The organism is Curtobacterium sp. LFS079 (assembly GCF_047977865.1).
Lineage (GTDB): Bacteria > Actinomycetota > Actinomycetes > Actinomycetales > Micrococcaceae > Arthrobacter.
Genome location: NZ_JBFPFO010000002.1, coordinates 216,831 through 242,855, shown reverse-complemented (window position 1 = coordinate 242,855; position 26,025 = coordinate 216,831). Strand labels below are relative to the sequence as shown.

The 26,025-nt window shown below is 67.8% G+C and carries 25 protein-coding genes; 6 read left to right on the top strand and 19 right to left on the bottom strand.

Annotated features, from left to right (window positions below; translation table 11 throughout):
* The first annotated feature begins 31 nt into the window (after positions 1 to 31).
* Entirely contained in the window at positions 32 to 406 is a 375-nt protein-coding gene (locus ACNQPB_RS04455) for a hypothetical protein (protein WP_498749438.1), read from the top strand.
* An 80-nt stretch (positions 407 to 486) separates the two neighbouring features.
* Here ACNQPB_RS04455 and ACNQPB_RS04450 read toward each other — a convergent pair whose 3' ends face one another.
* The 13 genes from ACNQPB_RS04450 to ACNQPB_RS04390 all read right to left on the bottom strand — a co-directional run bounded on the left by ACNQPB_RS04450 (position 487) and on the right by ACNQPB_RS04390 (position 16,254).
* Entirely contained in the window at positions 487 to 1,671 is a 1,185-nt protein-coding gene (locus ACNQPB_RS04450; protein ID WP_498749437.1) for an MFS transporter, read from the bottom strand.
* The gene (locus tag ACNQPB_RS04445) at positions 1,668 to 2,273 is read right to left on the bottom strand and encodes a TetR/AcrR family transcriptional regulator (RefSeq protein ID WP_498749435.1); all 606 of its coding nucleotides are present in this window, start codon (positions 2,271 to 2,273) and stop codon (positions 1,668 to 1,670) included. Before ACNQPB_RS04445 ends, ACNQPB_RS04450 begins: the two co-directional genes overlap by 4 nt.
* Before the next feature lie 4 nt (positions 2,274 to 2,277).
* Positions 2,278 to 2,856: a sugar O-acetyltransferase gene (locus ACNQPB_RS04440; protein WP_498749434.1), complete on the bottom strand. Its 579-nt coding sequence runs from the start codon at positions 2,854 to 2,856 to the stop codon at positions 2,278 to 2,280.
* A 114-nt stretch (positions 2,857 to 2,970) separates the two neighbouring features.
* Positions 2,971 to 4,653, bottom strand: a complete 1,683-nt coding sequence (locus ACNQPB_RS04435) for an ATP-binding cassette domain-containing protein (RefSeq protein WP_498749432.1) — start codon at positions 4,651 to 4,653, stop codon at positions 2,971 to 2,973.
* 29 nt (positions 4,654 to 4,682) lie between these two features.
* A complete protein-coding gene (locus ACNQPB_RS04430; RefSeq protein WP_498749431.1) occupies positions 4,683 to 5,207 on the bottom strand; it encodes a hypothetical protein in 525 nt (174 codons plus the stop codon).
* Positions 5,208 to 5,211: 4 nt separating this feature from the next.
* Positions 5,212 to 6,552: an FAD-dependent oxidoreductase gene (locus ACNQPB_RS04425; RefSeq protein ID WP_498749429.1), complete on the bottom strand. Its 1,341-nt coding sequence runs from the start codon at positions 6,550 to 6,552 to the stop codon at positions 5,212 to 5,214.
* Positions 6,552 to 7,703 carry a GGDEF domain-containing protein gene (locus ACNQPB_RS04420; protein ID WP_498749428.1) on the bottom strand — a complete coding sequence of 384 codons (1,152 nt, stop codon included), beginning with the start codon at positions 7,701 to 7,703 and terminating at the stop codon, positions 6,552 to 6,554. The genes ACNQPB_RS04425 and ACNQPB_RS04420 overlap by 1 nt, the downstream gene beginning before the upstream one ends.
* A 207-nt stretch (positions 7,704 to 7,910) precedes the next feature.
* Positions 7,911 to 9,341 (bottom strand): amidase, encoded by a 1,431-nt coding sequence (locus ACNQPB_RS04415; RefSeq protein ID WP_498749426.1) that lies wholly within the window; start codon positions 9,339 to 9,341, stop codon positions 7,911 to 7,913.
* Entirely contained in the window at positions 9,338 to 10,570 is a 1,233-nt protein-coding gene (locus ACNQPB_RS04410) for a M20 family metallo-hydrolase (RefSeq protein WP_498749424.1), read from the bottom strand. The genes ACNQPB_RS04415 and ACNQPB_RS04410 overlap by 4 nt, the downstream gene beginning before the upstream one ends.
* Positions 10,571 to 10,604: 34 nt before the next feature.
* The gene (locus ACNQPB_RS04405; RefSeq protein WP_498749423.1) at positions 10,605 to 11,975 is read right to left on the bottom strand and encodes an MFS transporter; all 1,371 of its coding nucleotides are present in this window, start codon (positions 11,973 to 11,975) and stop codon (positions 10,605 to 10,607) included.
* A gap of 91 nt (positions 11,976 to 12,066) precedes the next feature.
* The gene (locus ACNQPB_RS04400; protein ID WP_498749421.1) at positions 12,067 to 12,993 is read right to left on the bottom strand and encodes a LysR family transcriptional regulator; all 927 of its coding nucleotides are present in this window, start codon (positions 12,991 to 12,993) and stop codon (positions 12,067 to 12,069) included.
* Positions 12,994 to 13,058: 65 nt separating this feature from the next.
* Positions 13,059 to 14,759, bottom strand: coding sequence for an amidohydrolase (locus tag ACNQPB_RS04395; RefSeq protein WP_498749420.1), 1,701 nt, complete (start codon positions 14,757 to 14,759; stop codon positions 13,059 to 13,061).
* Positions 14,752 to 16,254: an APC family permease gene (locus ACNQPB_RS04390; protein WP_498749418.1), complete on the bottom strand. Its 1,503-nt coding sequence runs from the start codon at positions 16,252 to 16,254 to the stop codon at positions 14,752 to 14,754. Before ACNQPB_RS04390 ends, ACNQPB_RS04395 begins: the two co-directional genes overlap by 8 nt.
* Before the next feature lie 99 nt (positions 16,255 to 16,353).
* Between ACNQPB_RS04390 and ACNQPB_RS04385 the strand changes: the two genes are divergently transcribed.
* A complete protein-coding gene (locus ACNQPB_RS04385; protein ID WP_498749416.1) occupies positions 16,354 to 16,962 on the top strand; it encodes a TetR/AcrR family transcriptional regulator in 609 nt (202 codons plus the stop codon).
* Positions 16,963 to 16,993: 31 nt separating this feature from the next.
* Here the strand turns inward: ACNQPB_RS04385 and ACNQPB_RS04380 are convergent, their stop codons facing one another.
* Positions 16,994 to 17,560: a hypothetical protein gene (locus ACNQPB_RS04380; RefSeq protein WP_498749415.1), complete on the bottom strand. Its 567-nt coding sequence runs from the start codon at positions 17,558 to 17,560 to the stop codon at positions 16,994 to 16,996.
* Positions 17,561 to 17,803: 243 nt separating this feature from the next.
* Between ACNQPB_RS04380 and ACNQPB_RS04375 the strand changes: the two genes are divergently transcribed.
* Positions 17,804 to 19,780: an APC family permease gene (locus ACNQPB_RS04375; protein WP_498749413.1), complete on the top strand. Its 1,977-nt coding sequence runs from the start codon at positions 17,804 to 17,806 to the stop codon at positions 19,778 to 19,780.
* 3 nt (positions 19,781 to 19,783) lie between these two features.
* Here ACNQPB_RS04375 and ACNQPB_RS04370 read toward each other — a convergent pair whose 3' ends face one another.
* Genes ACNQPB_RS04370 through ACNQPB_RS04360 form a run of 3 tightly spaced genes read right to left on the bottom strand, consistent with a single transcriptional unit; the run spans position 19,784 to position 21,094 of the window.
* A complete protein-coding gene (locus ACNQPB_RS04370; RefSeq protein WP_498749412.1) occupies positions 19,784 to 20,101 on the bottom strand; it encodes a hypothetical protein in 318 nt (105 codons plus the stop codon).
* On the bottom strand, positions 20,091 to 20,771 hold the full coding sequence (locus tag ACNQPB_RS04365) for a cation efflux transmembrane domain-containing protein (protein WP_498749411.1): 681 nt from the start codon (positions 20,769 to 20,771) through the stop codon (positions 20,091 to 20,093). Before ACNQPB_RS04365 ends, ACNQPB_RS04370 begins: the two co-directional genes overlap by 11 nt.
* A complete protein-coding gene (locus ACNQPB_RS04360; RefSeq protein WP_498749409.1) occupies positions 20,768 to 21,094 on the bottom strand; it encodes an ArsR/SmtB family transcription factor in 327 nt (108 codons plus the stop codon). Before ACNQPB_RS04360 ends, ACNQPB_RS04365 begins: the two co-directional genes overlap by 4 nt.
* A 96-nt stretch (positions 21,095 to 21,190) precedes the next feature.
* On the opposite strand from ACNQPB_RS04360, the gene ACNQPB_RS04355 reads away from it, so the two are divergent.
* Together ACNQPB_RS04355 and ACNQPB_RS04350 are read left to right on the top strand one after the other, a co-directional pair.
* On the top strand, positions 21,191 to 22,504 hold the full coding sequence (locus ACNQPB_RS04355; RefSeq protein ID WP_498749408.1) for an MFS transporter: 1,314 nt from the start codon (positions 21,191 to 21,193) through the stop codon (positions 22,502 to 22,504).
* A 25-nt stretch (positions 22,505 to 22,529) separates the two neighbouring features.
* On the top strand, positions 22,530 to 22,883 hold the full coding sequence (locus ACNQPB_RS04350; protein ID WP_498749407.1) for an ArsR/SmtB family transcription factor: 354 nt from the start codon (positions 22,530 to 22,532) through the stop codon (positions 22,881 to 22,883).
* A 23-nt stretch (positions 22,884 to 22,906) separates the two neighbouring features.
* Here ACNQPB_RS04350 and ACNQPB_RS04345 read toward each other — a convergent pair whose 3' ends face one another.
* Complete coding sequence (locus ACNQPB_RS04345; RefSeq protein WP_498749406.1) at positions 22,907 to 23,263, bottom strand: hypothetical protein; 357 nt, start codon at positions 23,261 to 23,263, stop codon at positions 22,907 to 22,909.
* 95 nt (positions 23,264 to 23,358) lie between these two features.
* The gene (locus ACNQPB_RS04340; protein ID WP_498749404.1) at positions 23,359 to 25,338 is read right to left on the bottom strand and encodes a penicillin-binding transpeptidase domain-containing protein; all 1,980 of its coding nucleotides are present in this window, start codon (positions 25,336 to 25,338) and stop codon (positions 23,359 to 23,361) included.
* Positions 25,339 to 25,452: 114 nt separating this feature from the next.
* Here ACNQPB_RS04340 and ACNQPB_RS04335 point away from each other — a divergent pair, with 114 nt between their 5' ends.
* Positions 25,453 to 26,004, top strand: a complete 552-nt coding sequence (locus ACNQPB_RS04335) for a cysteine hydrolase family protein (RefSeq protein WP_498749402.1) — start codon at positions 25,453 to 25,455, stop codon at positions 26,002 to 26,004.
* Positions 26,005 to 26,025 lie beyond the last annotated feature (21 nt).

The following is a 26,025-nucleotide window of genomic DNA, read 5'->3' as shown; positions in this document are numbered from 1 at the left end:
AGCAACGAACAAACCAGCAACAGGAGATCCCATGTCTTACCCGGCCCCGGAACCCGGTCCGATGAACCAGCCCGAACCCCAACAGCCCTACGCGGGGCAGGCCCATCCGCCCTATGCCCAGGCGCCTGAGCCTTTTGTGCCCAAGAAGCGCTTCCACATGGGACGCCTGACCCAGATCCTCCTGGCCGTGCTGCTGCTTGCGGTAGGCTTCTTCGGCGGCGTCGGCGTCACCAAGCTCATGGACGCCGGGCACGCCAGGTCCGGCCGGAGCCAGTTCCAGAATTTCAACGGTGGCCAGTTCAACGGCGGCCAGCAAGGCCGGAACCGGCAAAACGGCGCTCCAACGGATGGGGCCTCGCCCCGCACTTCGCCGTCCGCGCCCGCCACCGCTCCGGCGTCGCCGTAAGCGCGCCCGGAGGGGGCCAGCCGCCGCAACCGTTCCGGCCATGCAAACGACCGTCGTGCAGGAGACGGTCGGCGAGGGGCCTAGTCAGCCGCGAGCGGTTTCGCGGCGCCGGCGAGGAGCAGGGCCAGCAGGATCGGAGCCCCGATAGCCAGGAGCGCGAAGCGGATGCCGGTGTGGTCACCCAGGTAGCCCAGCAGGGGCGGACCGGCCAGGAAGGCGATGTAGCCGATGGTGGACACCACCGAAACCCGGGCCGCCGCGTGCCTCGGATCATCCGCGGCGGCGGACATGCCCATCGGGAATGCCAGGGCGGCGCCGACGCCCCACAGGGCAGCACCGACCGCGGCCAGGACGATGTTCCCGGCGAAGACGAACAGGGCCAGGCCCAGGGCGGCGGCGCCCATGCTCGCGCGCAGGACGGCCACCCGGCCGAAGCGGTCGATCGCGCGGCCCCCCAGGAACCGCATCAGGGTCATCGCCGCGACGAACAGGGCGAACAGCAGGGCACCGGTGGATTCGCTGGCGTGCATGCCGTCCACGGCGGCCTTCGCGATCCAGTCGTTGCCGGCACCTTCGGTCAGGGTGGCGCCGAGCACGACGACGCCGATCAGCAGGGTCCGGCTGTCGCGCCAGGCCGAAGCGCCCTTGGTGGCGGCAGCACCGCCGTCGGGTTCGGTGTGCGCGGCGACATGTGGGATGAAGTAGCGCGGCGCGGTCAGGGCCAGCGCTACGGCGACGGCGGCGATGACCAGCAGGTGTTCCGGCAGGCCGACGCCGAGCTGCGAGAGTCCGGCTCCGATGAGCGCGCCGACGAAGGCGCCGCCGCTGAAGGCCGCGTGGAACTGCGGCATGATGGTCCGCCCGAGGCGGTGTTCGACGTCGGCCCCTTCGATGTTCTGCGCCACGTCCCAGACGCCGACGCCCATGCCGAGGAAGAAGAGGGAGATCGCGGTCGGCACCACGGCTGCGGCCATCAACGAGAAGGCCACGCCGCAGCCGGCGGCACCGAGCAGCAATCCGGCGAAGCGGACGGCATTCGCCGTGCCGATCCGGCCGATCACCCAGCCGCTGGACGGCAGCGCGACGAGGGAGCCGACGGCGATGCAGAGCAGCAGCGTGCCGATTTCTCCCGAACCCAGCCGGAGGGTTTCGGACACGGCCGGGATGCGCGCGGCCCAGCTGGCGAAGACCAGGCCGTTCATGCCGAAGACCAGGAAAGTGGCCACGGCTGCGGCGCGGACGTTGGTGCTGGTGGTGAGGGTCATTCGTGTGCGGCTTCCCTGGTGTTGTCGGGTGCGGTGGCGGTGATGCGCGAGACCGCCTCGGCGGTGCGGGCCCGGCTGTGCGGCGCGGTGTCGTGCGGTTCGGTGTCGTGCGGTTCGGTGTCCAGTGCGGCGTGGATGGAGAGGCCCTCGATCAGGGCGTCCAGCATCCGGCAGGTCTCGGGATCGAAGTTCAGGCCGAGGGCCCGCCGGCTTCGTGCCATCCAGTCGCGGGTGATGCGGCGGAACTCCGGTTTCCGCGCCGCCAGTGTGTAGAGCTCGTGGGTCAGTACCAGCTCCCGCTGCGAGTCCAGGAGGTCCTCGTGGATCAAGTCCACCACGGCCTGACGGGCGGCGTCGATCCCTTCGGCCCGGCCCAGGCGCGCGTCGAAGCGGTCCGAGATGGAGGTGCCGAAGCGGGTGAACGCCTCGGTGAGCAGCTCGTCCATGCCGCTGAAGTGATAGCTCATGGAGCCCAGCGGCACCCCGGCGTGCGCCGCGATCCTGCGGTGCGAGGCCCCCGCCACGCCCTCCGCGGCGATCACGTCGAGGGCGGCGTCGATGATCCTGTCCCGGCGGTCGGGGTCGAATCGGCGCGTGGCCATATCCTCAGATCTCCCGGATGACGCGCGCCGGGTTGCCGACGGCGACGCAGTTGGCCGGGATGTCCTTCGTGACCACGGCTCCTGCGCCGATCACGGAGTTTTCGCCGATGGTGACGCCCGGCAGCACGATGGCGCCGCCGCCCAGCCAGACATTGTCCCCGATGGTGATCGGCTCGGCCGCTTCGAGGCGGTCGCGCCGCGGCTGCGGGTCGACAGGGTGTGTGGGGGTGAGGAGCTGGACGTTCGGGCCGATCTGGCAGTCCTCGCCGATGGTGATCGCGGCGACGTCGAGGGCCGTGAGGTTGTAGTTGATGAAGGTGCGGGCACCCACCGAGATATATGTGCCGTAATCGACATATATCGGCGCTTTGATGTGCACGTCCTCACCGAGGCTGCCGAGGAGTTCCTCCAGGATGGCCTGCGATCCCAGTGGATCCTCCGGGTAGGCGGCGGCGAACTTCGCCTGCAGCGCCATGGCGCGCTGGGCCTCCTTCTCGCTCTCCGGGTCGTCGGAGATGTAAAGATCTCCGGCGAGCATGCGCTCCCGGTTGCTGCGGGGGTCTCCGGCGAAGTAATCAGTCATGCGTACGATCGTACGCATCGGCGGGCCGGGAAGGAAGCCCGCCGGAACCATGACGACGGCGGCCGGGGGCCCGCCGTCGTCGGCTCACCCCGAAGTGGCGGTGCGCGTGGTGTCCTACCGCGCCCGCTCCACCCGGCTTTCGTCCCACACCGGTTCGGCGGATTCGTAGACCTTGCCGTCGGAGCCGAACACCAGGAAGCGGTCGAAGGACTTGGCGAACCAGCGGTCGTGGGTCACGGCCAGCACGGTCCCCTCGAAGGCGTCGATCGCGCGTTCCAGGGCCTCGCCCGAGTGCAGGTCCAGGTTGTCCGTGGGCTCGTCCAGGAGCAGGAGCGTGGCGCCGGACAGCTGCAGCAGCAGGATCTGGAAGCGGGCCTGCTGGCCGCCGGACAGGGACTCGTACTTCTGCTCCGCGGAGCCCACCAGCCCGTAGGCGTCCAGGGCTCCGGACGCGGCTTCACGGCCCAGCCCGGAGCGGTGCTCGTCGCCGCGGTGCAGGATGTCCAGCAGGGTCCGGCCCAGCAGGTCCGGCCGGGAATGGGTCTGGGCGAAGAAGCCGGGCCGGATGCGGGCGCCGAGTTTCACGGTGCCCTCGTGCGGCACCTCGGCGATTTCGACGTCGGAGACCGGCAGGTGTTCGCGCTCCGGGTCGGTGCCGCCGGCGGCGAGCAGCCGCAGGAAGTGGCTCTTGCCGGAACCGTTGGAGCCCAGCACGCCCACGCGGTCGCCGAACCAGATCTCGGTGGAGAAGGGCTTCATCAGGCCGGTGAGCTCCAGCTTCTCTGCGACCACGGCGCGCTTGCCGGTGCGGCCGCCGCGCAGGCGCATCTGCACGTTCTGTTCCAGCGGCAGGGCCTCGGGCGGGCCGGCCTCCAGGAACTTGGCCAGGCGGGTCTGGGCGGCCTGGTACTTGTTGGCCATGTCGGAACGGAACGCGGCCTTGGTCTTGTACATGTTGACCAGTTCCTTGAGCTTCACGTGCTCTTCGTCCCAGCGCTTGCGCAGTTCCTCGAAGCGGGCGTTCCGGTCCGCACGGGCCTCCACATAACTGCCGAAGCCGCCGCCGTGGATCCACGCGCCGGCGCCGTTGATGCCCGGTTCCAAAGTGACGATCCTGCCCGCGGCGTTGTTGAGGAGTTCACGGTCGTGGCTGATGAAGAACACGGTCTTCCTGGATTCGTTGAGTTTGCCTTCCAGCCAGCGTTTGCCGGGGACGTCCAGGTAGTTGTCCGGTTCGTCCAGCAGGAGCAGGTCGTCCGGGCCGGCGAAGAGCGCTTCGAGGACCAGCCGTTTCTGCTCGCCGCCGGACAGGCTCGACGCGCGGCGGTGCTGGGCCTTGTCGAAGGAAACTCCGAGCGCGGCCATGCAGACCTCGTCCCAGACGGTCTCGACGTCGTAGCCGCCCGCGTCTCCCCAGTCCACGATCGCCTGGGCGTACCGCATCTGGGTGGGCTCGTCGTCGTGCTCCATCATGGCGAGCTCGGCGTCCTCCACGGCCTTCGCGGCGGCGGCAAGGGCGGGCGGCGCGGCGGAGACCAGCAGGTCCCGCACGGTGGATTCGTCGCGGACCTGGCCCACGAACTGGCGCATGATGCCCATGCTGCCGGAGCGGCCCACAACGCCTTCGTCCGGCGTGATGTCGCCGGAAATGATCTTGAACAGGGTGGTCTTGCCGGTTCCGTTCGGCCCGATCAAGGCCGTCTTGCTGCCGTCCGGGACCTTGAAGGTCACGCCGTTGAGCAGCTGGGTGCCGTCGGAGAGGAAGTAATCGATGCCGGAAACGTCAATATGGGCCACTGCCCAATCTTCCCATGACGGAGCTTCCGCTAAGGGAGTCGCTTCCCCAGCCGGCCCCAGGGCTTGTAGATGGCCAGCACCTGTGCAAATCCCAGCGACAGGAAGGACACCACGGGCGGAAAGAGAAGCTGGACCGGTGCGGCACCCAGCGCGCGGCGCACCGCTGCCCCGCTGGTCCCGTCCGCGTCCGTAAGTCCGGCAGGCAGAGAGCCCACAGCGGGCAGCAACGCGACAAACACCAAAGCCGTCAACACGATTCCCAGCAGAAGCTTCACGAACACCCACCAGTACTGGAACAATCCCCATTTGGTCCAGATGCCCTGAATCAGACCCGTAACCAGCATCAGCAGGCTGAGGGCGATAACGGCCGGCGGAACGAATATTCCGAGAGCGGTATACACAGCGACGGCGGTCCTCCCGTTCTCGGTCAGCAGACCTGTGAACACGAGGAACAGGAGTCCGACGTCCAGGCCCATCCAGCCGACGCCGCCGATGATATGCAGCACCAGGACCAGCTTTCTCCAACCCTGCGGCAGCAACCGCCGCTCAGCCATGGCCTTATCCTGCCTGTCCGGCGGCCGGTCCGGCGTCCGGCCCGGCAGGGGGTTCGACGGCGGAGCCCGGCTCCGGCGGGGCGTCCGGCTTGCGCCGGGCGAACCCGGGAGCGTGTTCCGGACGCGGACCGAAAGCGATCATCCGCGCGGGCAGTTTGCGGAACGCCGGGAAGTTCCGGGCCACGAAGACCAAGGGCTTGGGTGGATCGGGCTGCTTGCCGGCCATGACCTGCGCAAAAACCGCGCGGTGCAGCAAGCGCTGGAACAACTGCACGGTGACCGTGGGCATCCAGCGGCGCTTCTGGACGGCGGCGAGGTGGCCGTCGTCGAGCGTTCTGCTCAACAACGGCTTGGCGACGAGCCGGGCCGCGGCCACCGCGTCCTGGATGGCGAGGTTGATGCCCACGCCGCCGGCGGGGGACATGGCATGTGCGGCATCGCCCAGCAGCAGGAGGCCCGGCTGGTGCCACCTCGGCAGGCGGTTGAGCTTGACGTCGAGCAGGTGCAGATCGTCCATGGAGCGGATGTGGTCCACGCGGTCGGCGAGGTCCGGCCGGAGCCTGGCCACCCGGGCACGGAACGCCTCGACGCCGTCCGCGCGGAGTTTCGCGTCCAGGCCCTTCGCCGCGAGGTAGGCGATCTGGTGGTAGTCCTTGCGCGTCAGGCTCAGGAGCACTTCGGAACCGGCGAAGCGCGGCGCGATCGAGGCCACGGGCTCCGTCTCGTCGGCAGCGCGAGGCAGCCGGAACCACCAGGTGTCGAACGGCACCGGAAACTCGCGCGGCACCAGCCCGGCCCGCTGCCGCAGCACCGAGCCGCGGCCGTCGCACGCCACCGTCAGGTCCGCCCGGATCTCCCCCGAAGCTGTTTCGGCACCGCTTTCCGGCTCCCGGCTCCGGTACGCCACCCCGGTGACCTTCCCGGCGCTGTCCCGCAACAGATCCGTGGCCTCCGTGTTCAGGCGGAGCGTGAAGGCCCGTTCCTGCCCGGCGGCTTCCACGAGGAAGCTCAGCAGGTCCCATTGCGGCACCATGGCCACGTAGTTGTAGGGAGCCTTGAGCAGCCCGAAGTCGGCCAGCACCACCGAATCCCCGGACGGGGTGGGGAGCCGGAAGTTCTCCAGCCTGCTCTGCGGGAGCCTGCGGAACTCTTCGCCGAGGCCGAGTTCGTCCAGGAGCCGGATGGTGGAGGCGTGGACGGTATCGCCGCGGAAATCGCGCAGGAAGTCTGCGTGCTTCTCCAGCACGGTGATCTCGACGCCGGCCCGCGCCAGCAGCAACCCGAGCATCACCCCCGCCGGACCCCCGCCGGCGATCACGCAGCTGGTGTATTCAGCCTTGTGCATCAGGCGCCCAGGGTGCCGATGACGGCGCGGTTACGGCCCAGGCTCTTGGCCATGTACAGGGCAGTATCCGCAGCTCCGATGAGCGCCTCGAGATCCACCCCTTCCTTGTCGATCGCAATGATGCCGTAGCTCACGGTGGGCATCGGAAAGCGGGCGGAGGTGCCGGCCGTTTCGAAGCGGTCGCTGATCTCCTGGACGATCGTGTGTGCCCGCTCGGCGCTGATGCCCGGGACGAGGAGGACGAATTCCTCCCCGCCGATCCGCCCCACCAGGTCCCCGGAGCGGACCGCCGCCCGGCACGCCCCGGCGAATGCCTTCAGCGCGACATCTCCCGCAGCGTGCCCGTAGCTGTCGTTGACCGCCTTGAAATGGTCGAGGTCGGCCAGGACCAAGGAGCCCGTGCGGTCATCGAGCCGCATCCTGCGGAGCTCCTCACCCGCCTCCTGGAAAAAACTGGCCCGGTTCAGCAGGCCGGTGAGGCCGTCCTGGGCGGCAGCGGTCCTGAGAACACGGGTGCGGTTCTCACTGCTGAGGGCGAACATGCTGAATGAAGCGACAGCCAGGAATGCCATGCCAACCAGGGTCGTGGCCGCGGAACCGAAGAGGGTGTTGTACCGGGCACTGTGGGGGCCGTCGAGGGTGAAGGACATGAGCCGGCAGAGGTAGAACGTGGAGACCGCGGCGGCGGCGATGCCCATGGACACCCGGATCCTGGAAGCCTCGGGCCCGCCGAGCCACAGCTCCCGTCCGGCCAGTCCGATCATGAGGGACATGAAAGCCAGGAACACCGGATCGCCGGCCCATTCGTTGGTGGACGGATTATCTGCGACTGCCGCCACCGCCGCGCACCCCGGCACCGCCGCGAGCACCCAGACGGAAGGACGGAGCGCCCTGAGGGAGCGGGCGCTGGCCCAGACGGCGCAGGCGCCGGCCACCAACATGGGGTTCCCCACCGGATTCGCCAACCAGCGCAGCGGCGTCAGTTCAAGCAGGAACACTGCCGATCCGATCAGGAACAGGGCCAGCGATACGCACCACCAGCCGCTGTACGGGGAGCGGGTGGTGAGATAGTCCGCGAAGTAGAACAGGAGGCCCACCGTAAACGCGACGACCGCGAAGGCCACCCTCAGGCTGTAAGTGTCAAGGGCCATCGGTGCCAGCCCGTCGGAGATCGGCGGCCACAGTCCCTGGCCGGCCGCGCTCCAACCCGCAAAGACTGGCGGGCTCAAACGCTGTGCCGACGGGCATGTTGATCCCCTCAGCTAGATCCGATGCTCGACTGGATGTGAGCTTATCAACGGCCGGGGCGCGTGAGTAGGGGCTTGCCTGCCTCCAGCCAGGCGGCTCGCATCGGCCGCTCAGGCCGACAGGTTCAGTTCCGGCCTTCGGCGCTCCCATGGGAGCAAGGCCTCGACGGCGGTGCCTACCTTGAAGACCGGGTTGTCGTCGAAAGGATGGCCCACAATCTGCACGCCGGTGGGAATTCCGCAGTCCGCCATGCCGCTCGGCACTGCAAGGACGGGGCAACGGTTGGCGATGTTGAACGGCCCGGTCATGTGGCCCTGCCAGTAGTGCTCCAGGTGCACTCCGCCGGCGTCGATCCCGTCCAGGTACATTTCCTCCGCCTCCAGCGCGGGAACGGCCGAGGCCGGGCAGAGCAGTGCATCGAACCCCGCCATGGCAGACGCCAGCTGGGCCTGGATCTGCGTTTCGGCGCGGATTCCGTCCACGAAGCGGTTGGCCTTAGCTGCGGAACGGGCATCGGCCATGAACTGCCGCGTGTAGGGGGCGAGCTGGTCTTCGGTGCCGTCCGTCTCGTCCTCCATGGCGGGCCCCAGAAGGTAGCCGAAATGGGTGAACATGGTCCGGCTGATGAATTCCGTGGTCCAGGGCAGTTCGACTTCCTCGACGACGGCGCCGGCGTCCCGCAGTGCCGCGGCCACTGTGCGGGTGTTGGCCTCGACGTCGGACGCCACCGGGTAGTTGCCCAGGCGGATGCACAGCGCGATCCGCATCCCCCGGGCAGCTTCTGCGCCGGAACCGGCCGAAACAGGTGCACCATCCGCCAGCGACGTGTGATCTCGCGGGTGCCGGCCGGCCATGACGTTTGCCAGCAGGGCGGCGTCGGCCACGGTCCGGGCCATGGGACCGTCGCCGCGGTAGTGGTCGGCGGACAGCGGGGCCAGCCCCGGGATCCTGCCGTACGGCGCTTTGAAGCCCACCGTTCCAGTGAACGACGCCGGCAGGCGGGTTGAGCCGGCAATGTCCGAGGCCGTTGCCAAGGGAGCCAGCCCCGCGGCCAGTGCTGCTCCGGCGCCGCCGGAAGAACCACCGGGCGAGTACCTCGGGTTCCAAGGGTTCCGGGTGATTCCCCACAACGGGCTGTGGGTGACCGTGGCGCAGCTGTACTCCGGGGTGGTGGTGCGTGCGTGGATGATCCCACCGGCAGCCCGGATCCGCGCAATGACCGGATGGTCTTCGGCAGCGATCACATCCTTCTGCGCAATCAAGCCTTGGGACAGGGTGTGCCCGGCGAGTCCGTGCTTCTCCTTCGCCGCGACCGGCAGGCCGAGCAGCGGGGTCAGGCCGCGGCCGCGGGCGTAGGCGGTGGCTGCCTGCCGCGCGGTGCGCCGTGCCTCGTCAAAGAGGGTCTCCGTGAGGGCATTGATGCCGCTGTTGACCTGCTCAGTCCGGGCGATGACGGCGTCCATCAGCTCCACCGGGGACAGCTCCCGGCGGCGGAACAAGCGCAGGGCCGTGCCGGCGTCGAGATAGTGAAGCTCCGTCATGCCAGCGCCCCCGACACGAGTTCCCGGGCCACGCCGGTGAGCATGTCCACGCCGGCAACCATGTCTGCATCGGTGCTGAATTCCCGTTCGCAGTGCGAGACGCCGTCCACGCTCGGGATGAACAGCATCACCGACGGCACCATGGTGTTCATGGCCACGGAATCGTGCCCGGCCATGGTCTGGATCCGCCGCGCCGTCAGCCCCAGGTTGGCCGCGACTTTTTCCGAGAGTTCCAGCCCTGCGTCAGGGAAGCGCCGGATCGGCCGGATGTCGAAGTCCTTCACGTTGACCTTGATGTCGTGCTCGCGGGCCAGCACGTCGATGTCGCGCAGCAGCTTTGCCCGTGCCGCCCCCACAATCTCCGGGTCACCGGAGCGCAGGTCCGCCACCAGGTGCACCCGGCGGGCGACGACGATCGGCGAGTTGGGCTCCAGGGTCAGCTGGCCCACGGAGGACACCAGTGATTCCTCGGCGAAGTCCTTCGTGACGTCGTGCACCATGAGGATGATTTTCGACGCCGCCACGAGCGCATCGTGCCGGTCCGCCATCGCCGTGGCCCCGGTGTGGGACTGCTCGCCGAGCACCTCGATGTCCAGTTTCTGGGTGTGCCAGCTGGAATCGACGACGCCGATGCTGATCCCTTCGCGCTCCAGGATGCGGCCCTGTTCGATGTGGATTTCGGCGTAGCCTGCCGCTTCCGGCCCGGGGTCCGTGCCGAGGTAGCCGATCCCGCCCAACGCCTCGCGGACGCTTGTTCCGGTGAAGTCCCGGACGTCCAGCATCTGCCCGCACTCGAACAGTCCGGCGAAAACGGAACTGCCCATGATGCTCGGGGCGAAGCGGCTGCCTTCCTCGTTGAACCAGTTCACCACCGCCAGGTTGTACCGTGGCGCGGCAGCGGACGCCGCCACTTCGGCGTCGAGCCTCCTGGCCGCGTGGAGCGCGGCGATCACGCCGTATGCGCCGTCGAACCGTCCGGCAAGGGGTTGGCTGTCCAGGTGCGATCCGACCAGGACGTACGGCGCGCCCGGCGTCCACTCCAGCATCCCGAACATGTTGCCGATGCCGTCCACCTGCAGCTGCCACCCGGCGTCGCGCACAAAGGCGGCGAACCAGTCCCTGGTGAGCCGGTCCTCGGCGGTGGCTGCCTGGCGGTCCACGCCGTTGTTGGGAGTGGCGCCGATGGTTGCCACGTGGTGAAAATCGGCGAGGAAGGCTGTTGCGCTCATGATGGATTCCTTAGCTGGAGCGGGTGGGAGGGTCTTAACCGATGCGGCCGCGGGTCTCGGGCACCTTGGTGAGGGTGACCAGCAGGAGTACGACGGCGGCAGCGGCCGCCATGTACACGCCTGGCATGTGCGGGACGCCGCTTGCTCCCACCAGGGCGGTGCCGATGAACGGGGCGGTGCCGCCGAAGATGGCGTAGGCCGCGTTGTAACTCACGGCCGCCGAGGTGAAACGGGTGTTGGTGGTGAAAATTTCGACGAAGAAGGTGTAGCAGCCGCCGCCGTAGACACAGAGCGCCAGCACGAAGAGGGACTGGCCCAGGAGCGCGAGCCCCAGGTTTCCGCTGGTGACCAGCATGAAGCTCGGGACGGAAAGCACGGCCAGCACCGCCGAGCCCGCGATGAGCATCGGCTTGCGGCCGAAGCGGTCACCCAGCCGTCCGCCGATCGGCAGCAGGACCGCGTACAGGGCGAGGGCGGCTGCGTTCACCAGGAGAGACTGTTCGCGGCTCAGGTGGCCGGTGGTCTGCACATAGGAGACGAAGTAGGCGGACAGGAAGTAGAAGCCCATGGCGGTCAGTCCCATGACGAAGATGACCTGGACCATGCGGAGCTTGTTCTGGCGGAAGGCCTCGCGGACCGGGCTGAACTCCTTCTCCCGCGTGGCCTGGGCGTCCTTGAACGCCTCGCTTTCCTCGGTGCGGCTGCGGATCCAGACACCCACCATGGCGAGCGGCAGCGCCAACAGGAAGGGCAGGCGCCAGCCCCAGGAGGTGAAGGCCTCATTGGGCATGGACTGGCTGAGGATCAGGATCATGGTGCCGGCAACCACCGAGGGCAAGGCCGTCGCGGCGATGGTGATGTTGAGCCAGAAGCCGCGCCGGTTCACCGGAGCGTGCTCGAAAACGAAGGACGGGGCGCCCACGGATTCACCGCCGGCGGAGAAGCCTTGGATGAGACGGCACAGGACCAGCAGCACGGGCGCCCAGGCGCCGATCTGCGCGTAGCCGGGCAGCAGGCCCATCAGGGCGGTGGCACCGCCGATCGCCATGAGCGTGATGGTGAGGACCCGGCGTCGGCCGATGCGGTCGCCCAGGGCTCCGAAGAACAGGCCGCCGAGCGGGCGGACCACGAAGGCAACGCCGAAGGTGGCGAATGTCGCGAGCATGGCGGTGAGAGGGCTGCCGCCCGGGAAGAACACCTGGGAGAAAATCACGGCCGTAAGGCCGTACAGGGTGAAATCGTAGAACTCGATGAACTGGCCCACGCTGCCGCCGGCGAGGACCCGCCGCTGCATGGCGGTGGTCTTCGCCGCTGCGGGGGCGGCGCTGGCTTGGTCGGTGCTGGCTTGAACGGTGGAGCCTTCGGATGAGGTTCCGCTGACATCTTCGACGTACTTCAGGACCATTGAATCTCCTTAGAAGAGCTTGGATTCAACAATCAGTGACGGCCATCACATCTGTCTAATTGATTGTTTTTAGTTGGCCCATAGATTTCAGTTATGCGCCTCCGAGGCCTTTGCTCCCGTAGATCCGGCGGCAGCTTTCCTCGAAGGCCAGGACCCTTCGGGTTGCCTGGACTCCTTCGGGCCGGACCACCATGACCTCGATCGGCGGGAAGTTGTCCGTGAGCGCCAGGGAAACGACGTGCCCTCCCGAGTAGGTGGTGTCGCTGTGCAGGCGCTGGTTGAGCACAGCGTAGCCATGGCCCTTGGCCACGAAGGAGCGCACGGTTTCGTAGCCGGAAAAGCGGTGCCGGACGTTGGGGACCACGCCGGCCATGGCGTAAAGCTGCTCGTAGTATTCGCGGCTGTGCGGCAAGTCCAGGACCACGGACGGCTCACCTTCCAATTCGCGCAACGCGATCTCCTTCCGGCCCGCCATCGCCAGGGGATGCCCTACGTGGACAAGCACGTGGGGAGGGATCCGCTCCAACACCTCATACGTGAACCCGCGACCCAGCCCGAGCCCGTACATCAGCGCAACGTCGCATTGCCCACCCAACAGCGCCTCCTGAAGGCGTGCGAGGTCGGCCTCCACAATGGATACCTCCACACCCGGATGCTCGGCCTCGAAGGCCTGCAGGATGGCCGGCAACCGGAACGGCGCAAGCGGGGCGAAGACTCCTACCTTGAGTTCGCCGGAGAGGTTGGCGGCCATGCCGCGGGCCGACTCGTAGAGCGAATCGGCGTGCTCCAGGAAGGACTTGATGTCCTGGGCGAACTGTTTGCCGGTGGACGTGAGCCGGATGCCTCGGGTCCGTTGACGCACGAACAGCTGGGTCGCAAGGCTGGTTTCAAGCTGGGCCATCGCGGTGGAAAGCGCGGGCTGCGTGACTTTGAGGACCTCGGCAGCGGCCGTCATGTTCTCCAGTTCGGCCACCACGGCGAAGTAGCGCAGCTGGGTCAGGGTAAAGGGCTTGGCCATCCGTCCATGGTGCCACTCCGTAGCTCGTAGCTGCCGGGAAGATTCAAAGGGAGGAACGCACGCTTCTAGTGTGCACACCCCATCGACGGCGCCCGGTGGCCGGCGTGGACCGCGGAGGCGTGCACCGGCGGGGCGTCGTTGAGCTCGTGGTGGGCGTCGTGCACCACGGCACCGCCCACGATCGTCAGGTCCGCCTTCTCACCCAGGAGTTCCGGGGCTTCCAGCCGGTACAGGTTGGCGGACCACACCACGACGTCGGCCCGGGCGCCCACGCGGATCACGCCCAGTTCGTCCTCGGCGTGCCAGGCCCAGGCGCCGCCTTGGGTGTACGCCCGCAGACTGGTGTCCAGGTCTAGGCGCTCGTCCGGCGTCCAGGCGGCACCGCCGTCGAGCGAATCCCGGGTGAGGGCGCTGTACAGGCCGACCAGCGGGTCCATCTCGCCCACCTGCCAGTCGCTGGAGAACGCCAGGCGGGCGCCGGAGCGGGCGAGGGACTTGAAGCGCCAGGCGCGGTCCCAGCGTTCCTCGCCCACGTTGTCCATCCACGTTCCCGCCACCAGGTCCGGGGAGCAGTGGCGCGGCTGCATCGCCGGTACCACCCCCAGCTGCGCGAAGCGGGGAACATCCTCCTCGGCCAGGCACTCCACGTGCACGATTCCGTGCCGGCGGTCGCCGGCGCCGTTGCTCCCCGTCCCGTTGCTGCGCTGGGCGTGCTCGATCGAATCGAGGGCCAGCCGCACTCCCCAGTCGCCCGTGGCGTGGGTGTGCGTCTGGAAGCCGAGCCGGTCCAGCTCCGTGAGCGTCGCCGTGAACTCGTTGGGCGGGCAGCTCGGGGCACCCCGGTGGCCGGGCCGGTTGGCGTAGTCGGCGAGCATCGCGGCGGTGTGCGGTTCGATCACGTCGTCCGCGTAGAGCTTCACCGGGCCGAGCCGGAGCATCGGGTCGGCTGGAGCGCCGTCAACGGCGTCGCGCAGTTCCCGGCGGAACGCCGCGTCCGAACCGACAGGGTGGAACAGGGCCGTGATGACCCGGGAGTGCATCCTGCCTTCGCGCCGGGCCCGGTACATGAGGTCCAGCTCGGCAAGGGGAACCTGGGGCTCGACCACGGTGGTGATGCCGCTGGCTGCCGCCATCTCAAGGCTGGACGTGATCCGGCGGTAGCGGCGGTCCGGGGAGTACATCGGAATATCGCGCTGCAGTCCTGCCAGGCCCGCCGTCGTCATGGCGCTCGTGTAGAAATCGGTCACCCAGCCGGTGGGCCGGCCGTCGTCGTCGAACTCGGGGCGGCCCCACGGGATCGTAGCGCCGCGTTCGATCCCGAGGGCGCGGATCGCGGCGTCGTTGAGCCACACCGAATGCTGGTCGTACGTGGTGATGAAGACGGGCCGGTCCGTCAGGCCGCGCAGGTCCGCAGCGTTCGGCCGGCGGCCCTCGACGACGGCGTACACAGCGTTTTCGGCGCAGACCCAGTCCAGTTCGGGCCGGGCAGCCGCGTGGACCGCGATCCGGTGGCGCACCTCCTGCAGGGTGTGGGCCCCTTCGAGGCTGACCGCGTCGGGGTCGAAGCCCAGGAGGAGGTGATTGTGGCTGTCGATGACGCCGGGGCTTAGGAGCCGGCCGCGCAGGTCGAGCCGGCGCCGGGCCGGAGGGGCGTCCTGGTCGGCGCCGACGTAGCTGATGAGACCGTTGCTGATGCCGACCGCTTCGGCCCAGCCTGTTCCGTCGAAGGTGCGAACGGATCCGTTGTGGAGCAGCAAGTCAAGCAAGGTGGTCCTCCTCGTCGTGCACTGCGTCAAGCAGCAGCAGGTGGGTTCCGGAGCGCGGCCGGAGGTACAGGTAGTAGTAGGCGAAGCCGGCGGCGACGAAGGCCAGGGAGATGCCCACGCTCAGCCACTGCTCCGGGTCCAGGACGGCCACCACGAAGACCAGCACCAGGGCGGCAATGCAGATGGCCGGCGGGAGCGGCCACCACGGCATCCGGTAGCCGGTCCCCGGCTGTTTGCCCGGGATGCTTGACCGCCGGCGGTGGGTGATTGCAGCGAGGGCGATGAAAAGGTAGCTGAACGTGAGGGTGGATCCGGTGGCGGTCAACAGGATGTCGACCGGAACGAAACAGGCGAGGAAGGCGATGGCACCCATGACGGCGGTTGCCGCGACGGGCGCCTGGCCCCTGGAGCTCACGCGGCGCAGGCCGCGGGCCACGCCTTCGGGCAGCGCACGGTCGCGGGCCGCGGCATAGAGCAGCCGGCCGGACTGGAGGGTGATGGCGATGATGGCGTTGATGATCGAGAAGGCGACGGCGAGCAGCACAAGGGTGGTGACGGCGTCACCCGCGCGTTCGCTGAGGAACTCTTCAACCGGCAGTTCCGAGGCGAACAGTTCTTCCTGCGAGGAAGCGCCGAGCAGGATCGCGAGCAGCGGAATCAGCTCGGCCGCGATCGTCGCGGCGGCGCTCCACAGCACGGCGCGCGCCAGGGTGCGGGCGGGGTTCCTGGTTTCCTCGGCGAAGTAGACGGCTCCGCCATAGCCGTTGAAGGAGAAGATGCCCTGGGTGACGGCGATCATCAGGCCCGCGATCGCCAGCGGCGCAAGGGCTCCGGTGCCGGCGTCGAGTGCCTGCGGAACGAAGAGGGTGCCCACCGGCCGCTCCACATGGACCAGGCCAAGGACCGCGAGCAGCACCAGTGCCGCCATCTCCACGAAGAGGAAAACCCCGGTGAGCCAGGCGTTGGCCTTGATGTTGAAGCAGGCGGTGACGGTGGTCAGCACCACCACCACGAGGGCGGTCGTTTCGGGGGACAGGCCTGCGATGGCCACCCCTAGGTAGTCTGCGACGCCGAGCGCGAAGACCGCGACGATCAGCGGCAGCGAGACGAGGCTGATGAAGAAGGTCACGACGCCGGCCGCCGGGCCCAGTGCCCGCGCCACCAGTGAGTAGTCCCCGCCCGCCACGGGGTAGGCGGAGGCGAGTTCCGCGTAGCAGAAGGCGACGAGGATGCTGACGATTCCTGCGATGAGGAAGCCCCAGACCACGCCGGTGCCGAACGCAGCCAGTGCGGCACCGCCGAGGATGAAGACGCTGGACGCGGGGGAGATGGAGGACAGGGTGATGAGGATGTTGCCGCCAAGGCCGAGGCTGCGGGACAGGGATGCGTCGTAGGACCGTCCTGTCTGGGTGTCCGATGCTTGCGTGTCCGGCGCCTGCGTATCCGGGGCCTGGGCCGTGCCCCGTACCGGAGCGGTGCTGCTGGGCTTTTCCATGGGAATCCGTTCGGTCTGCGAAGGAAGGATTTTGTTTTTTGACACCAGCGTCAAATAACCATTGGAGTGTGGCAGCTCACATCGGATAGTGTCAAGGGCATGGCCCGCCCCAACACGCAGCAGCAGCGGCGCTCGGAACTCGTGGAAGCCGCCCTCAAGGAAGCCTCCGCACAGGGCTTGCGCTCCCTCTCGCTGTCCGACATCGCCAAGCGTGCAGGCCTCACCCGCGGGGCCTTGCTCTACTATTTCGACGACCTGGATGCCCTCCTTGTCGAGGCGCACCGGGCCGGCACCGAACGCTTCTGCGACCGGAGGGACGAGCTGGTGGCTGAGCTCAAGTCCCCTGCGGACAAGCTCCGCGCAGCGGTCGACGGCGGCCTGCCGAGCGGGCCGGACGACGCCCTCATGCGCCTGCTCTATGAGTTCGACTTCATGGCGGGCAGCTCGGAACTGCACGACTCCCTGGTCCAGCAGATGTACCTCCGGCAGACCGCCACGTACCGGGCCATCTTCGAGGAGGGAAATGCCTCCGGCGCCTTCTCGATCACCTCGGATCTCGGCCAGGCGGCCATGAACATGGTGGCCCTCGAGGACGCGTACGGGCTGCACATCGTGTCCGGCAACAGGCTCGTCACCGTGGACATGGCACGCGACGCCATGCTGGCCTTCGCCGCGCAGCTTGGCTGCGCTGGAGTGGGCGCCGGCTAAGGGAGCCATTCGGCGAAGAATCCTGGGGAATCTACACTTCGACGTAGAACGGCCTGCCGGGAACCAGGCGCGGGTGCGGCCATTCCAGGCGGTAGCTGCGGCCGTACGGGTCCTCTACCCGGATGCCATCGTGTTCGTGCAGGGCCGCCGCACGCCGGTCCGTCTCCGCCAAGGTTGGCAGCGTTTCCGTCTTTCCCTTGGCCTCAAGGACCCACGGACCGTCCAAGGGCGGGACGCCTTGTTCAAGGGCCAGGATCTCGAATAACTCGGCGGGCAGTGTGCCCAAATCTGCCGGCAGGTGCCGGCGCAGCCGATGCGCCGGGGCGTGCGTCTTCAGCGCGGTGGTCCATGCCTGCCTGAGCCAGTTCAAGTCGACCTGCCCCAGCCGCGGTCCCAAGCGAAGCCGGCGGTCCTCGTCCAGGACAAGCCGGTACTGGGCGCCGTCCCGGTCAAGGATGCAGGCCGCCTCGCCCACATACTCATACCCCTCAAGCAACGCCTGTTCCGAGGGGTGGTAGCTGAAGTCGCCGGTCTCATCGATCGACAAGAACGCCGCGGTTCCCGGCGCGTCCGTGGCTTCTTGTGATTCCGGTTCCATTCCTTGACCTCCTGTGCCAGAAGCGGTGAACGCCGGGTTCTCTCCCTCCATCGGAGCACCGTCCGAGCTTTTCCAACACCGGCCTTTACGAATTCCAAACGCCCAATCTGCGAAAAGCCGTCGCCGTCGGACCCTGGGCGTTAAGGACTCATCAAGGATTCCGGTACACCGCTTCCGGGGTCTTTCCGCGGTGCTAGCGTCGGCAGTGCCACGGAGTTCCCGCCCCGTCGCGGAGAGGTAATCATGACCACGCTCAGCCGCCCGCCGGCGGATCCCTCTGCGCCGCGGCCGGGGTCCGCGGAGCGCTTCCGCAGATGGCTGCTGTTCGGCCTCCAGGACGCAAAGGGCCTGCACCAGGGGCCCGGCGCCGTCAGCGACGAGCACTTGAGGAAACACACTTGGTGGCAGGTCATGTGCCTGACCGGTGTGGACTATTTCTCCACCCTGGGCTACCAGCCGGCCATCGCCGCCCTGGCCGCGGGCGTGATTTCCCCGCTGGCAACCCTGGTCTTGATCATCGTGACCCTGTTCGGCGCCCTTCCGGTCTATCGGAGAGTCGCTCAGGAAAGCCCCCGCGGCGAGGGTTCCATCGCGATGCTGGAGCGGTTGCTGCCGAGTTGGAGCGGAAAACTGCTGGTCCTGGTCCTGCTTGGCTTTGCCGCCACGGATTTCATGATCACCATGACCCTGTCCGCCGCCGACGCCACCGCCCACGCCGTCCAGAACCCCCTGATGCCGGGGTGGCTTCAAGGGCAGAACGTACTGGTCACGCTCTTCCTCCTGGCCCTTCTGGCCGCGGTATTCCTGCGGGGATTCAAGGAGGCCATCGGCGTCGCGGTCGCCCTGGTGGTGCTGTACCTGGGCCTGAACGCGGTGGTGGTTGTGGTGACCATGGCAGGGGTCTTTGAGCACCCGGTGATGGTGGGTGACTGGTGGCATGCGCTCACCACCTCCCACGGCGATCCGCTCATGGTGATCGCCATCGCGTTGATCGTCTTCCCCAAACTTGCACTGGGCCTGTCCGGGTTCGAAACCGGCGTCGCGGTCATGCCCCAGATCAAGGGCCGCCCCTCCGACACCGAAGAAAACCCAGCGGGGCGCATCCACGGCGCCCGCTCGCTGCTGACCACAGCGGCCGTGATCATGAGCGGATTCCTCCTGACGACCAGCTTCATCACCGTCGTCCTGATCCCCGAGCAGGAATTCGAAGCGGGCGGACAAGCCAACGGGCGCGCCTTGGCATTCCTTGCCCACCAATACCTGGGCAACGGATTCGGCACCGTGTACGACATCAGCACCATCGCGATCCTGTGGTTTGCCGGCGCCTCGGCCATGGCCGGGTTGCTCAACCTCGTGCCCCGGTACCTGCCCCGGTACGGCATGGCGCCCGGATGGGCGCGCGCCGTGCGGCCCCTGGTCCTGGTCTTCACCCTGATCGGGTTCCTCATCACCTTCCTTTTCAACGCCGACGTCGACGCCCAGGGCGGTGCCTACGCCACCGGCGTCCTGGTGTTGATGACCTCGGCCGCCATCGCCGTGACCCTCTCGGCCCGGCGCAAGAAGCAGGCCAGCCAGACGCTCGGTTTCGGGGCCATTTCCGTGGTCTTCGTCTACACCACCATCGCCAACATCATCGAACGGCCGGAAGGCATCCGGATCGCCGGCCTTTTCATTCTCGGCATCATCGTCATCTCGCTCCTTTCCCGCATCAGGCGCTCCTTCGAACTCCATGCCACCCATGTCCGGCTCGACCGGACAGCCTTGGAATTCATGTCCTCGGATCTTGCGGGGCCGATCTCCCTGATCGCCCATCAGCCCGAGCGACTGACCGCCAGCGCCTATCGCGAGAAGCTGACGTCCGCGATCGAAGTCAGCCACCTGCCTCTGGGAAGCGAAGCACTGTTCCTGGAAGTCATCGTGGATGACTCCTCGGATTTCGAAACCGAGCTCGAAGTCCGGGGCGTCACCCGGCACGGCTTCCGGATCCTGGAGGTCCACGGACCCGTGGTACCGAACACCATTGCCTCGGTACTCCTGCACATCCGCGACATCACCGGACTGATGCCGCATATCTATTTCCGCTGGACCGAAGGAAACCCCGTAACCAACCTGTTGAAGTTCCTGTTCCTCGGGGAAGGGGAAATAGCTCCCGTCACCCGCGAAGTCCTCCGGGAAGCCGAGCCCGAAGTCACCCGGCGCCCCTGGGTCCACGTCGGATAGGTCCTAGCGCGGAACCTGCGCGGAATCCCGCAGCGCGGCGCGGACCGATTCCAGCTCGGGCAGTCCCGCCAGGCCGCGCGGGGTCCGGTAGACGCGGCAGCTCAATGCCGGTTGCGAGTTTGCCGGGAACAGATCCTTGCCGGAGGCAATGAACGACGGCGAACCGTGGAAACCAAGCGCCGCAGCCTCGCGATCGCTGGCGAGCGTCCTGACCACCACGTGTTCGTCCGGCAGTCCCTCCTCGGCCAAGGCGCGGTGGAAGATTTCAAGGGCGGGGCCGCTGTTCGGACATCCTTCGATGACCCTCAGTTCAAAGGTCATGGGTGCTCCTTTCCGGTGCCTCGCCAGCTCCTGGGCCACTCCCGCAGCCGTCGCAGCAGACGTCGCCGCGCCACGCGTTGACGCCTTCGCGCACGGCGATCGCCGCGATGACCAGGGCGGCTCCGGCGTCGGCCCACCACCAGCCCAGGGTGCTGTTCAGCAGCAGGCCAAGCAACAGCACCGCCGAAAGGTAGGTGCACAGCAGAGTCTGCTTCGAGTCGGCAACGGCCGTCCTGGAGCCCAGTTCGCGGCCGGCCCGGCGCTGCGCCCAGGACAGGACGGGCATCATTGCCAGGCTCAGGGCGGCGATCACCAGTCCCGGTACGGAGTGCTGCGCTTCGCCGCCGCCAGCCACGGAACGGAGCGCGTCCGCCGTCACGAAGGCCGCGAGGGCAAAGAAGGAGATCGCGATGATCCGCAGGGTCACATGCTCGCGCCGCTCAGGATCCGTGGACGAGAACTGCCATGACAGCGCGACGGCGGACCCCACCTCGATTACAGAATCGAGCCCGAACCCGATCAAAGCGGAAGAGTCCGCCACGCCTCCCGCCCACAAGGCCACCACTGCCTCCACGAGGTTGTAGCTGATGGTGGCGGCGGCGAAGAGACGGATCCGGCGGCTCAGCACGGCCCGCCGGGCAGGGGAAAGGGCGAGTTCAAGGGTGCTCATACCAGGCACTCCCCGTCCGGGGCACAGCAGGCAGGATCTACTGCCAGCACAACACCAATGAGGTCCTTGATGGCGTGGCCCAGGCGGGCGTCGGCCAGCTCATAGCGCGTGCGCCGTCCGTCCGGAACAGCCAGCACCAGTCCGCAGCCGCGCAGGCACGCCAGGTGGTTGGACATGCTCTGCCGCGAGACCGCCAGGGAATCCGCAAGCTCCGAGGGGTACGCGGGTACGGAAGCCAGGGCGAGGAGAATGCGGGCCCTGGTGGGATCCGAGACCGCGTATCCGAAGCGGGCAAGCACGGGCGCATGCGTGAGCGTTTCCATGAAATCAAAGTACATCGATCAGTGTATTCACGCAATGATGTACCACCGCAAATGAGTGCACTACAATGCACATATGCACTCAAAGCGGGAAAGCTGATGTTGCCACTACTGCAGAATGGAACGTACCGGCGGCTGTTCTCCGCCCAGGTCGTGGCCCTCCTGGGCACAGGGCTGCTCACTGTGGCGCTGGGCCTGCTGGCCTTTGACCTGGCCGGAAAGGACGCCGGGGCCGTCCTCGGCACGGCACTGACCATCAAGATGGCCGCCTACGTGGGCTTCGCCCCGGTGATCAACGCCCTGGTAGCCAACGTTCCGAAGAAGCCGGTGCTCATCACGGCCGACCTGCTGCGGGCGGCGATGGCCCTGTGCCTGCCCTTCATCACCGAGGCGTGGCAGATTTACGTGGTGATTTTCCTGTTGCAGTCCGCCTCGGCAACGTTCACCCCGGCATTCCAGTCATTGATTCCGACGGTCCTCCCGGCAGAGCGGGACTACACCCGGGCGCTATCCCTTTCCCGGCTGGCCTACGACCTGGAAGCGCTGGCCAGCCCGGCGATCGCGGCCCTGCTGCTGACCGTTCTCAGCTACAACAAGCTGTTCCTCGGAACGGTCGCGGGCTTCCTGCTCTCGGCGCTCCTGGTGGTCCGCACCGCGCTGCCCGCAACAGCGGTCAGCGGATCAACACCGGGCGGCGGATCAAAGGAGGCTCCGGCGTCGTTGTGGCACCGAACTACCCTCGGCGCGAGGATCTTCTGGCGCACCCCCAAACTGCGTTCGCTGCTGGCGCTGAACCTGGTGGTTGCCGCACCCACGGCCCTGGTCCTGGTGAACACCGTGGTCTACGTCCGGGAGGTACTGCACCGGCCGGAGACGGACCTTGCCCTGGCCTTGGCCTGCTTCGGGGTGGGTTCCATGGCCGTGGCGCTTGGTGCGCCCCGCCTGCTGGAGCGCTTCGGGGACCGTCAGGTCATGCTCACCGGTGCGGCAGTAATCCCCGCGGTCATGGCCGGCGCCACGGCAGTGACGTTCCTGGCGGAAGCGGGCCACGGACAGGGCAACGGTTCAGGCACCGCCTGGTGGTGGCTGCTTGGTCTGTGGTTCCTGCTGGGCGCCGGTAACTCAACGGTCCTGACGCCGTCGGCACGGCTGCTGCGCGAAGCCTCCGATGAGGAGACACGGCCGTACGTTTTCACGGCGCAGTTCTCGCTGTCCCACGCCTGCTACATCCTCACATATCCGCTGGCGGGCTGGCTCGGCGCCGCGGCGGGGCTTGGCCCGGCTGCCCTCGCGCTGACATTTGTTGCGATGATAGGCGGTACGGGTGCTTTCCTTTCGTGGCCGCGCAGGTCCGTGCGGCCGCGTACGGACACCAGCCCGGACGGCCGGGAAGCCGCGGAACTCAAGCAATAGGAGCAGGCCTTTGAGCATGGCCAACATGAAACGGCAAGTCCCCGAGCCGTCCCTCGTCCACGAGGTCACTCCGGACGCCGGGCTGCTCGACACCGCGGCCGGAACCCTGCGGATGCTCGCCGAACCCACCCGGCTGCACCTGCTCTGGCAGCTGACCTCGGGGCCAAAGTCGGTCACAGAACTCACGGAAATGGCCGACGTACCGCGCACCGTTGTCAGCCAGCATCTGGCGAAACTGCGGCTCAGCGGCCTGGTGGACACCCGCAAGGACGGCCGGCACGTCATCTACTCCCTGCACGACGGCCACCTGGTGCGGCTCATTCGCGAAACCCTGAACCACGCCGACCACCAGCTCACCGGCGAACCGTTCCACGACTGATTCGGCCGGGCTGGCGAGCCCCGTCAGTACCGGTTCGGCAGGGGCGACCTCATGATGTGCGGCAGCTGAGTAATGAAGCTCACAATGAGGATGAAGTAGGCAATGAAGAACAGGCACCAGGCGATGAACAGGCCGATCCCCACCCAGCCCAGGATCCTTCCGTCCTGTGCGGGAACCCCGTAGGCCTCGGCTTTCTTGGACTGCATGAGCGCCAGCGGGCCGAAGACGACGCCCAGGGACACGATCCCGAGCACCCCGAACACGGCGGCCAGGCGGGCGTGCCTCATGCCTTCGAGGTACCAGCGCAGCTGGCCCTGGGTGACAGGAGTCTGGTCGGACTGCGGGTATCCGGGCTGAAGGTCCGGCGGCGGCGTGGTCATGCGTTCCCCCTCGATGCTGTTCCGTTGCGTGGCCTTCCGGGAAGGTTCCGCGTGACAGCCTGAGGATACGTCCAAGCCGCAGCCGGGCACCAGCGCTATCCCGCGGCGGTGAGGAACTCCTTCAGCAGCGGACCGCTGGTGGTGGCTCCAAGGCCGCCGTCCTCGACGAACACGGCCACCGCAAGATCGCCGTGCACAGCCACGATCCAGGCGTGGGTCTTGGGCGGGTTTTCCTTGCCGAACTCGGCGGTGCCGGTCTTGGCGCCCACCGGGGCACCGGGCACCTGCGCGAGGAAGCCGGCGTGGCCGGAGGTCACCACGGCGCGCATCATGTCGCTGAGTTCAGCCGCTTCGGCTTTCGTCAGCGGCTTCGCGATCGCCGGGGCGGACGGTGAGGCAAGGGAGGAAGCCGGCGACGACGGCGAGGCGCCCCCCGCGGGAGAGGCACCGCCGTCGGGGTTGAGGACGAGCTGCGGTGACACGGGAGCGCCGTGACCGACGGAGGCAGCCATCACTGCCGCGGCGAGCGGCGAGAGAAGCACCTTGCCCTGGCCGATCATGGAGGCGGCGTGTTCGGTGCCTTCCGCGCTGCCGGGAACGGAGCCGAGGAAAGCGTCGGCGCCCAAGTTGGGTGCTTCCACGGCCACGCCGAGGGAGGTGGCGGCGGATTCGAGCTGCTGCTGGCTGACCTTGTTCCGGGCCGAGATGAAGGCCGTGTTGCACGAGTGCGCGAAGGCTTCACGGAGTGGAACCGAACCCAGGGAGGATGCGGGGTAGCCCTCGGCGTTCTTGAAGGTGCGGCCGTCTACGGTGAGGGTGGGCGTGCACTCGACCTTGGAGTCGGGGGTCATGCCGTCGCGGAACATCGCCAGCGAATCGACGATCTTGAACGTGGATCCGGGGGCGTACTGGCCCAGCATGGCGGTGTTGTAGCCGTTGCTGCCGGGACCGGACGCGGCGGCGAGCACAGCCCCGGTAGACGGCCGGATCGCCACAATGGCCGAAGCCGGGCCAATGTCCGCCAGGGTGGTCTCCGCGAGCTGCTGCAACCTTAAGTCCAGCGTGGTCTTCAGCGTGGTGCCATCGGTGGCCGCAACTTCAAACAGGGTGCGGGGCGCCGCCGTGGTCCCCCCGGCCGGGGCGTCCTGCCCGGGCGCGGGTACCGCCGCCACCACCAGGCCGTCCTTGCCGCGGAGCAGGGAGTCGTACTTTTCCTGCAGGCCGCCGGTGCCCACGACGTCCCCGGCTTTGAGGGCGCCCTTGGACTTTTCAATCTGCTCGGCGCTGGCCTGGCCCACGGCCCCAAGGATGGGACGGGCGAAGGTGCGGGTGGGCGCCAGGGACAGAGTGTCCGGCAGAGCCACCGCCCCCGGGATCGCCTTCAGCTTTACCTCGGTGATGTCCGTGGTGAAACCGCGCAGCACGATCGCTTCCACGAAGGCCTGCGCACCGGCGGCCGCGGTCTGCTTGGCATACTCCGCAGTGTCCAGGCCCACCAGCCCGGCCAGTGCCCGCGCGGAAGAATCGACCTTGGCGGCGTCCACCTTGGTTTTGTCCAGGCCCACACGGATCACCTTGCGGTCCTGAACGATCGGGGTGTCTCCGGCGCCCAGGATGCCGCCGCGCTTCGCCTTGGCCGTGGTCACGTCCAGGACCTCGCCATCCTTGAGCTCCGGCGCGAGCAGGGCAGCGTTCCACTTCACGGTCCACTTGTCGCCGGACTTCGCCAGCTCCGCCTGGGAGCTGTACTTCCATTCGGCGGAGCCCAGCTTCCAGCTGTAGTTCAGCGGCACCGTGGCCTTGCTCCCGTCGAGCTTCACCTCACCGGCCTCCACGGCCGGCTTGATGCCGCCGAGGTCCGCGAACACGGCCTTGAGCCGCTCGTTCGCCGCTGCCGTATCCGTGCCTTCAAGGGCCACGGAGCCGAGGTCGAGGCCGGCCAGCGAGGACGCGAGCTGCTTCGCGGCGCCCTCCGCCCCGGCGCGGCCGTCGTCACACGCAGCCAGCGATCCGGCCAGCATCAGGGCCGCAAGTCCAGTTACCAGAATCTTTGTTGTATTCCCCACTCGCGCCATTATGCCGTGTCCCTGTGACAGCTATTGAGGTGTGAGGAAAGCCGCGCGCCGCTCCCGCTACGATGGCCGCATAAGCCCCAGCCACACACGAACGAACCAACGAATCGGGGAACCGTGAGCCGGACCTTGCTCATCATTGACATCCAGAACGACTACTTTCCGGGTGGCGCGCACCCGCTCGTCGGCCCCGAGGCCGCGGCCGCCGCGGCGGCGTCCCTGCTCGAAGGCTTCCGGCACAGCGGAGAGGCAGTGGTGCACGTCCGGCATGAGTGGGACGCTCCCGAGGCGAGCTTCATGCGACCCGGGACGCCCGGCGTCGAGATCCACCAGTCGGTGCGTCCGCTGCCCGGCGAGACGGTCATTACCAAGCGCGAGCCCAACGCCTTCCTCGGCACGGAGCTGGCCGGACTGCTGCAGGCGCTGGGCACCGATGAACTGGTGGTGGCCGGCATGATGACCAGCATGTGTGTTGATTCGAGCGTGCGGGCGGCAGCGGAACTGGGATACGACGTTGTGCTCGTCCACGACGCCTGTGCCGCCCCGGACCTCGAATTCGGCGGCGTGCAGGTGCCCGGCGAGGCCGTTCATGCGGCCTTCATCGCCGCGCTCGGCGACGGTTTTGCCCGCGTGGTTTCCGGCGCGGACATCACCGCGAAGCAGCACTGAGTGCGGGTGGTCGCCTCCAGG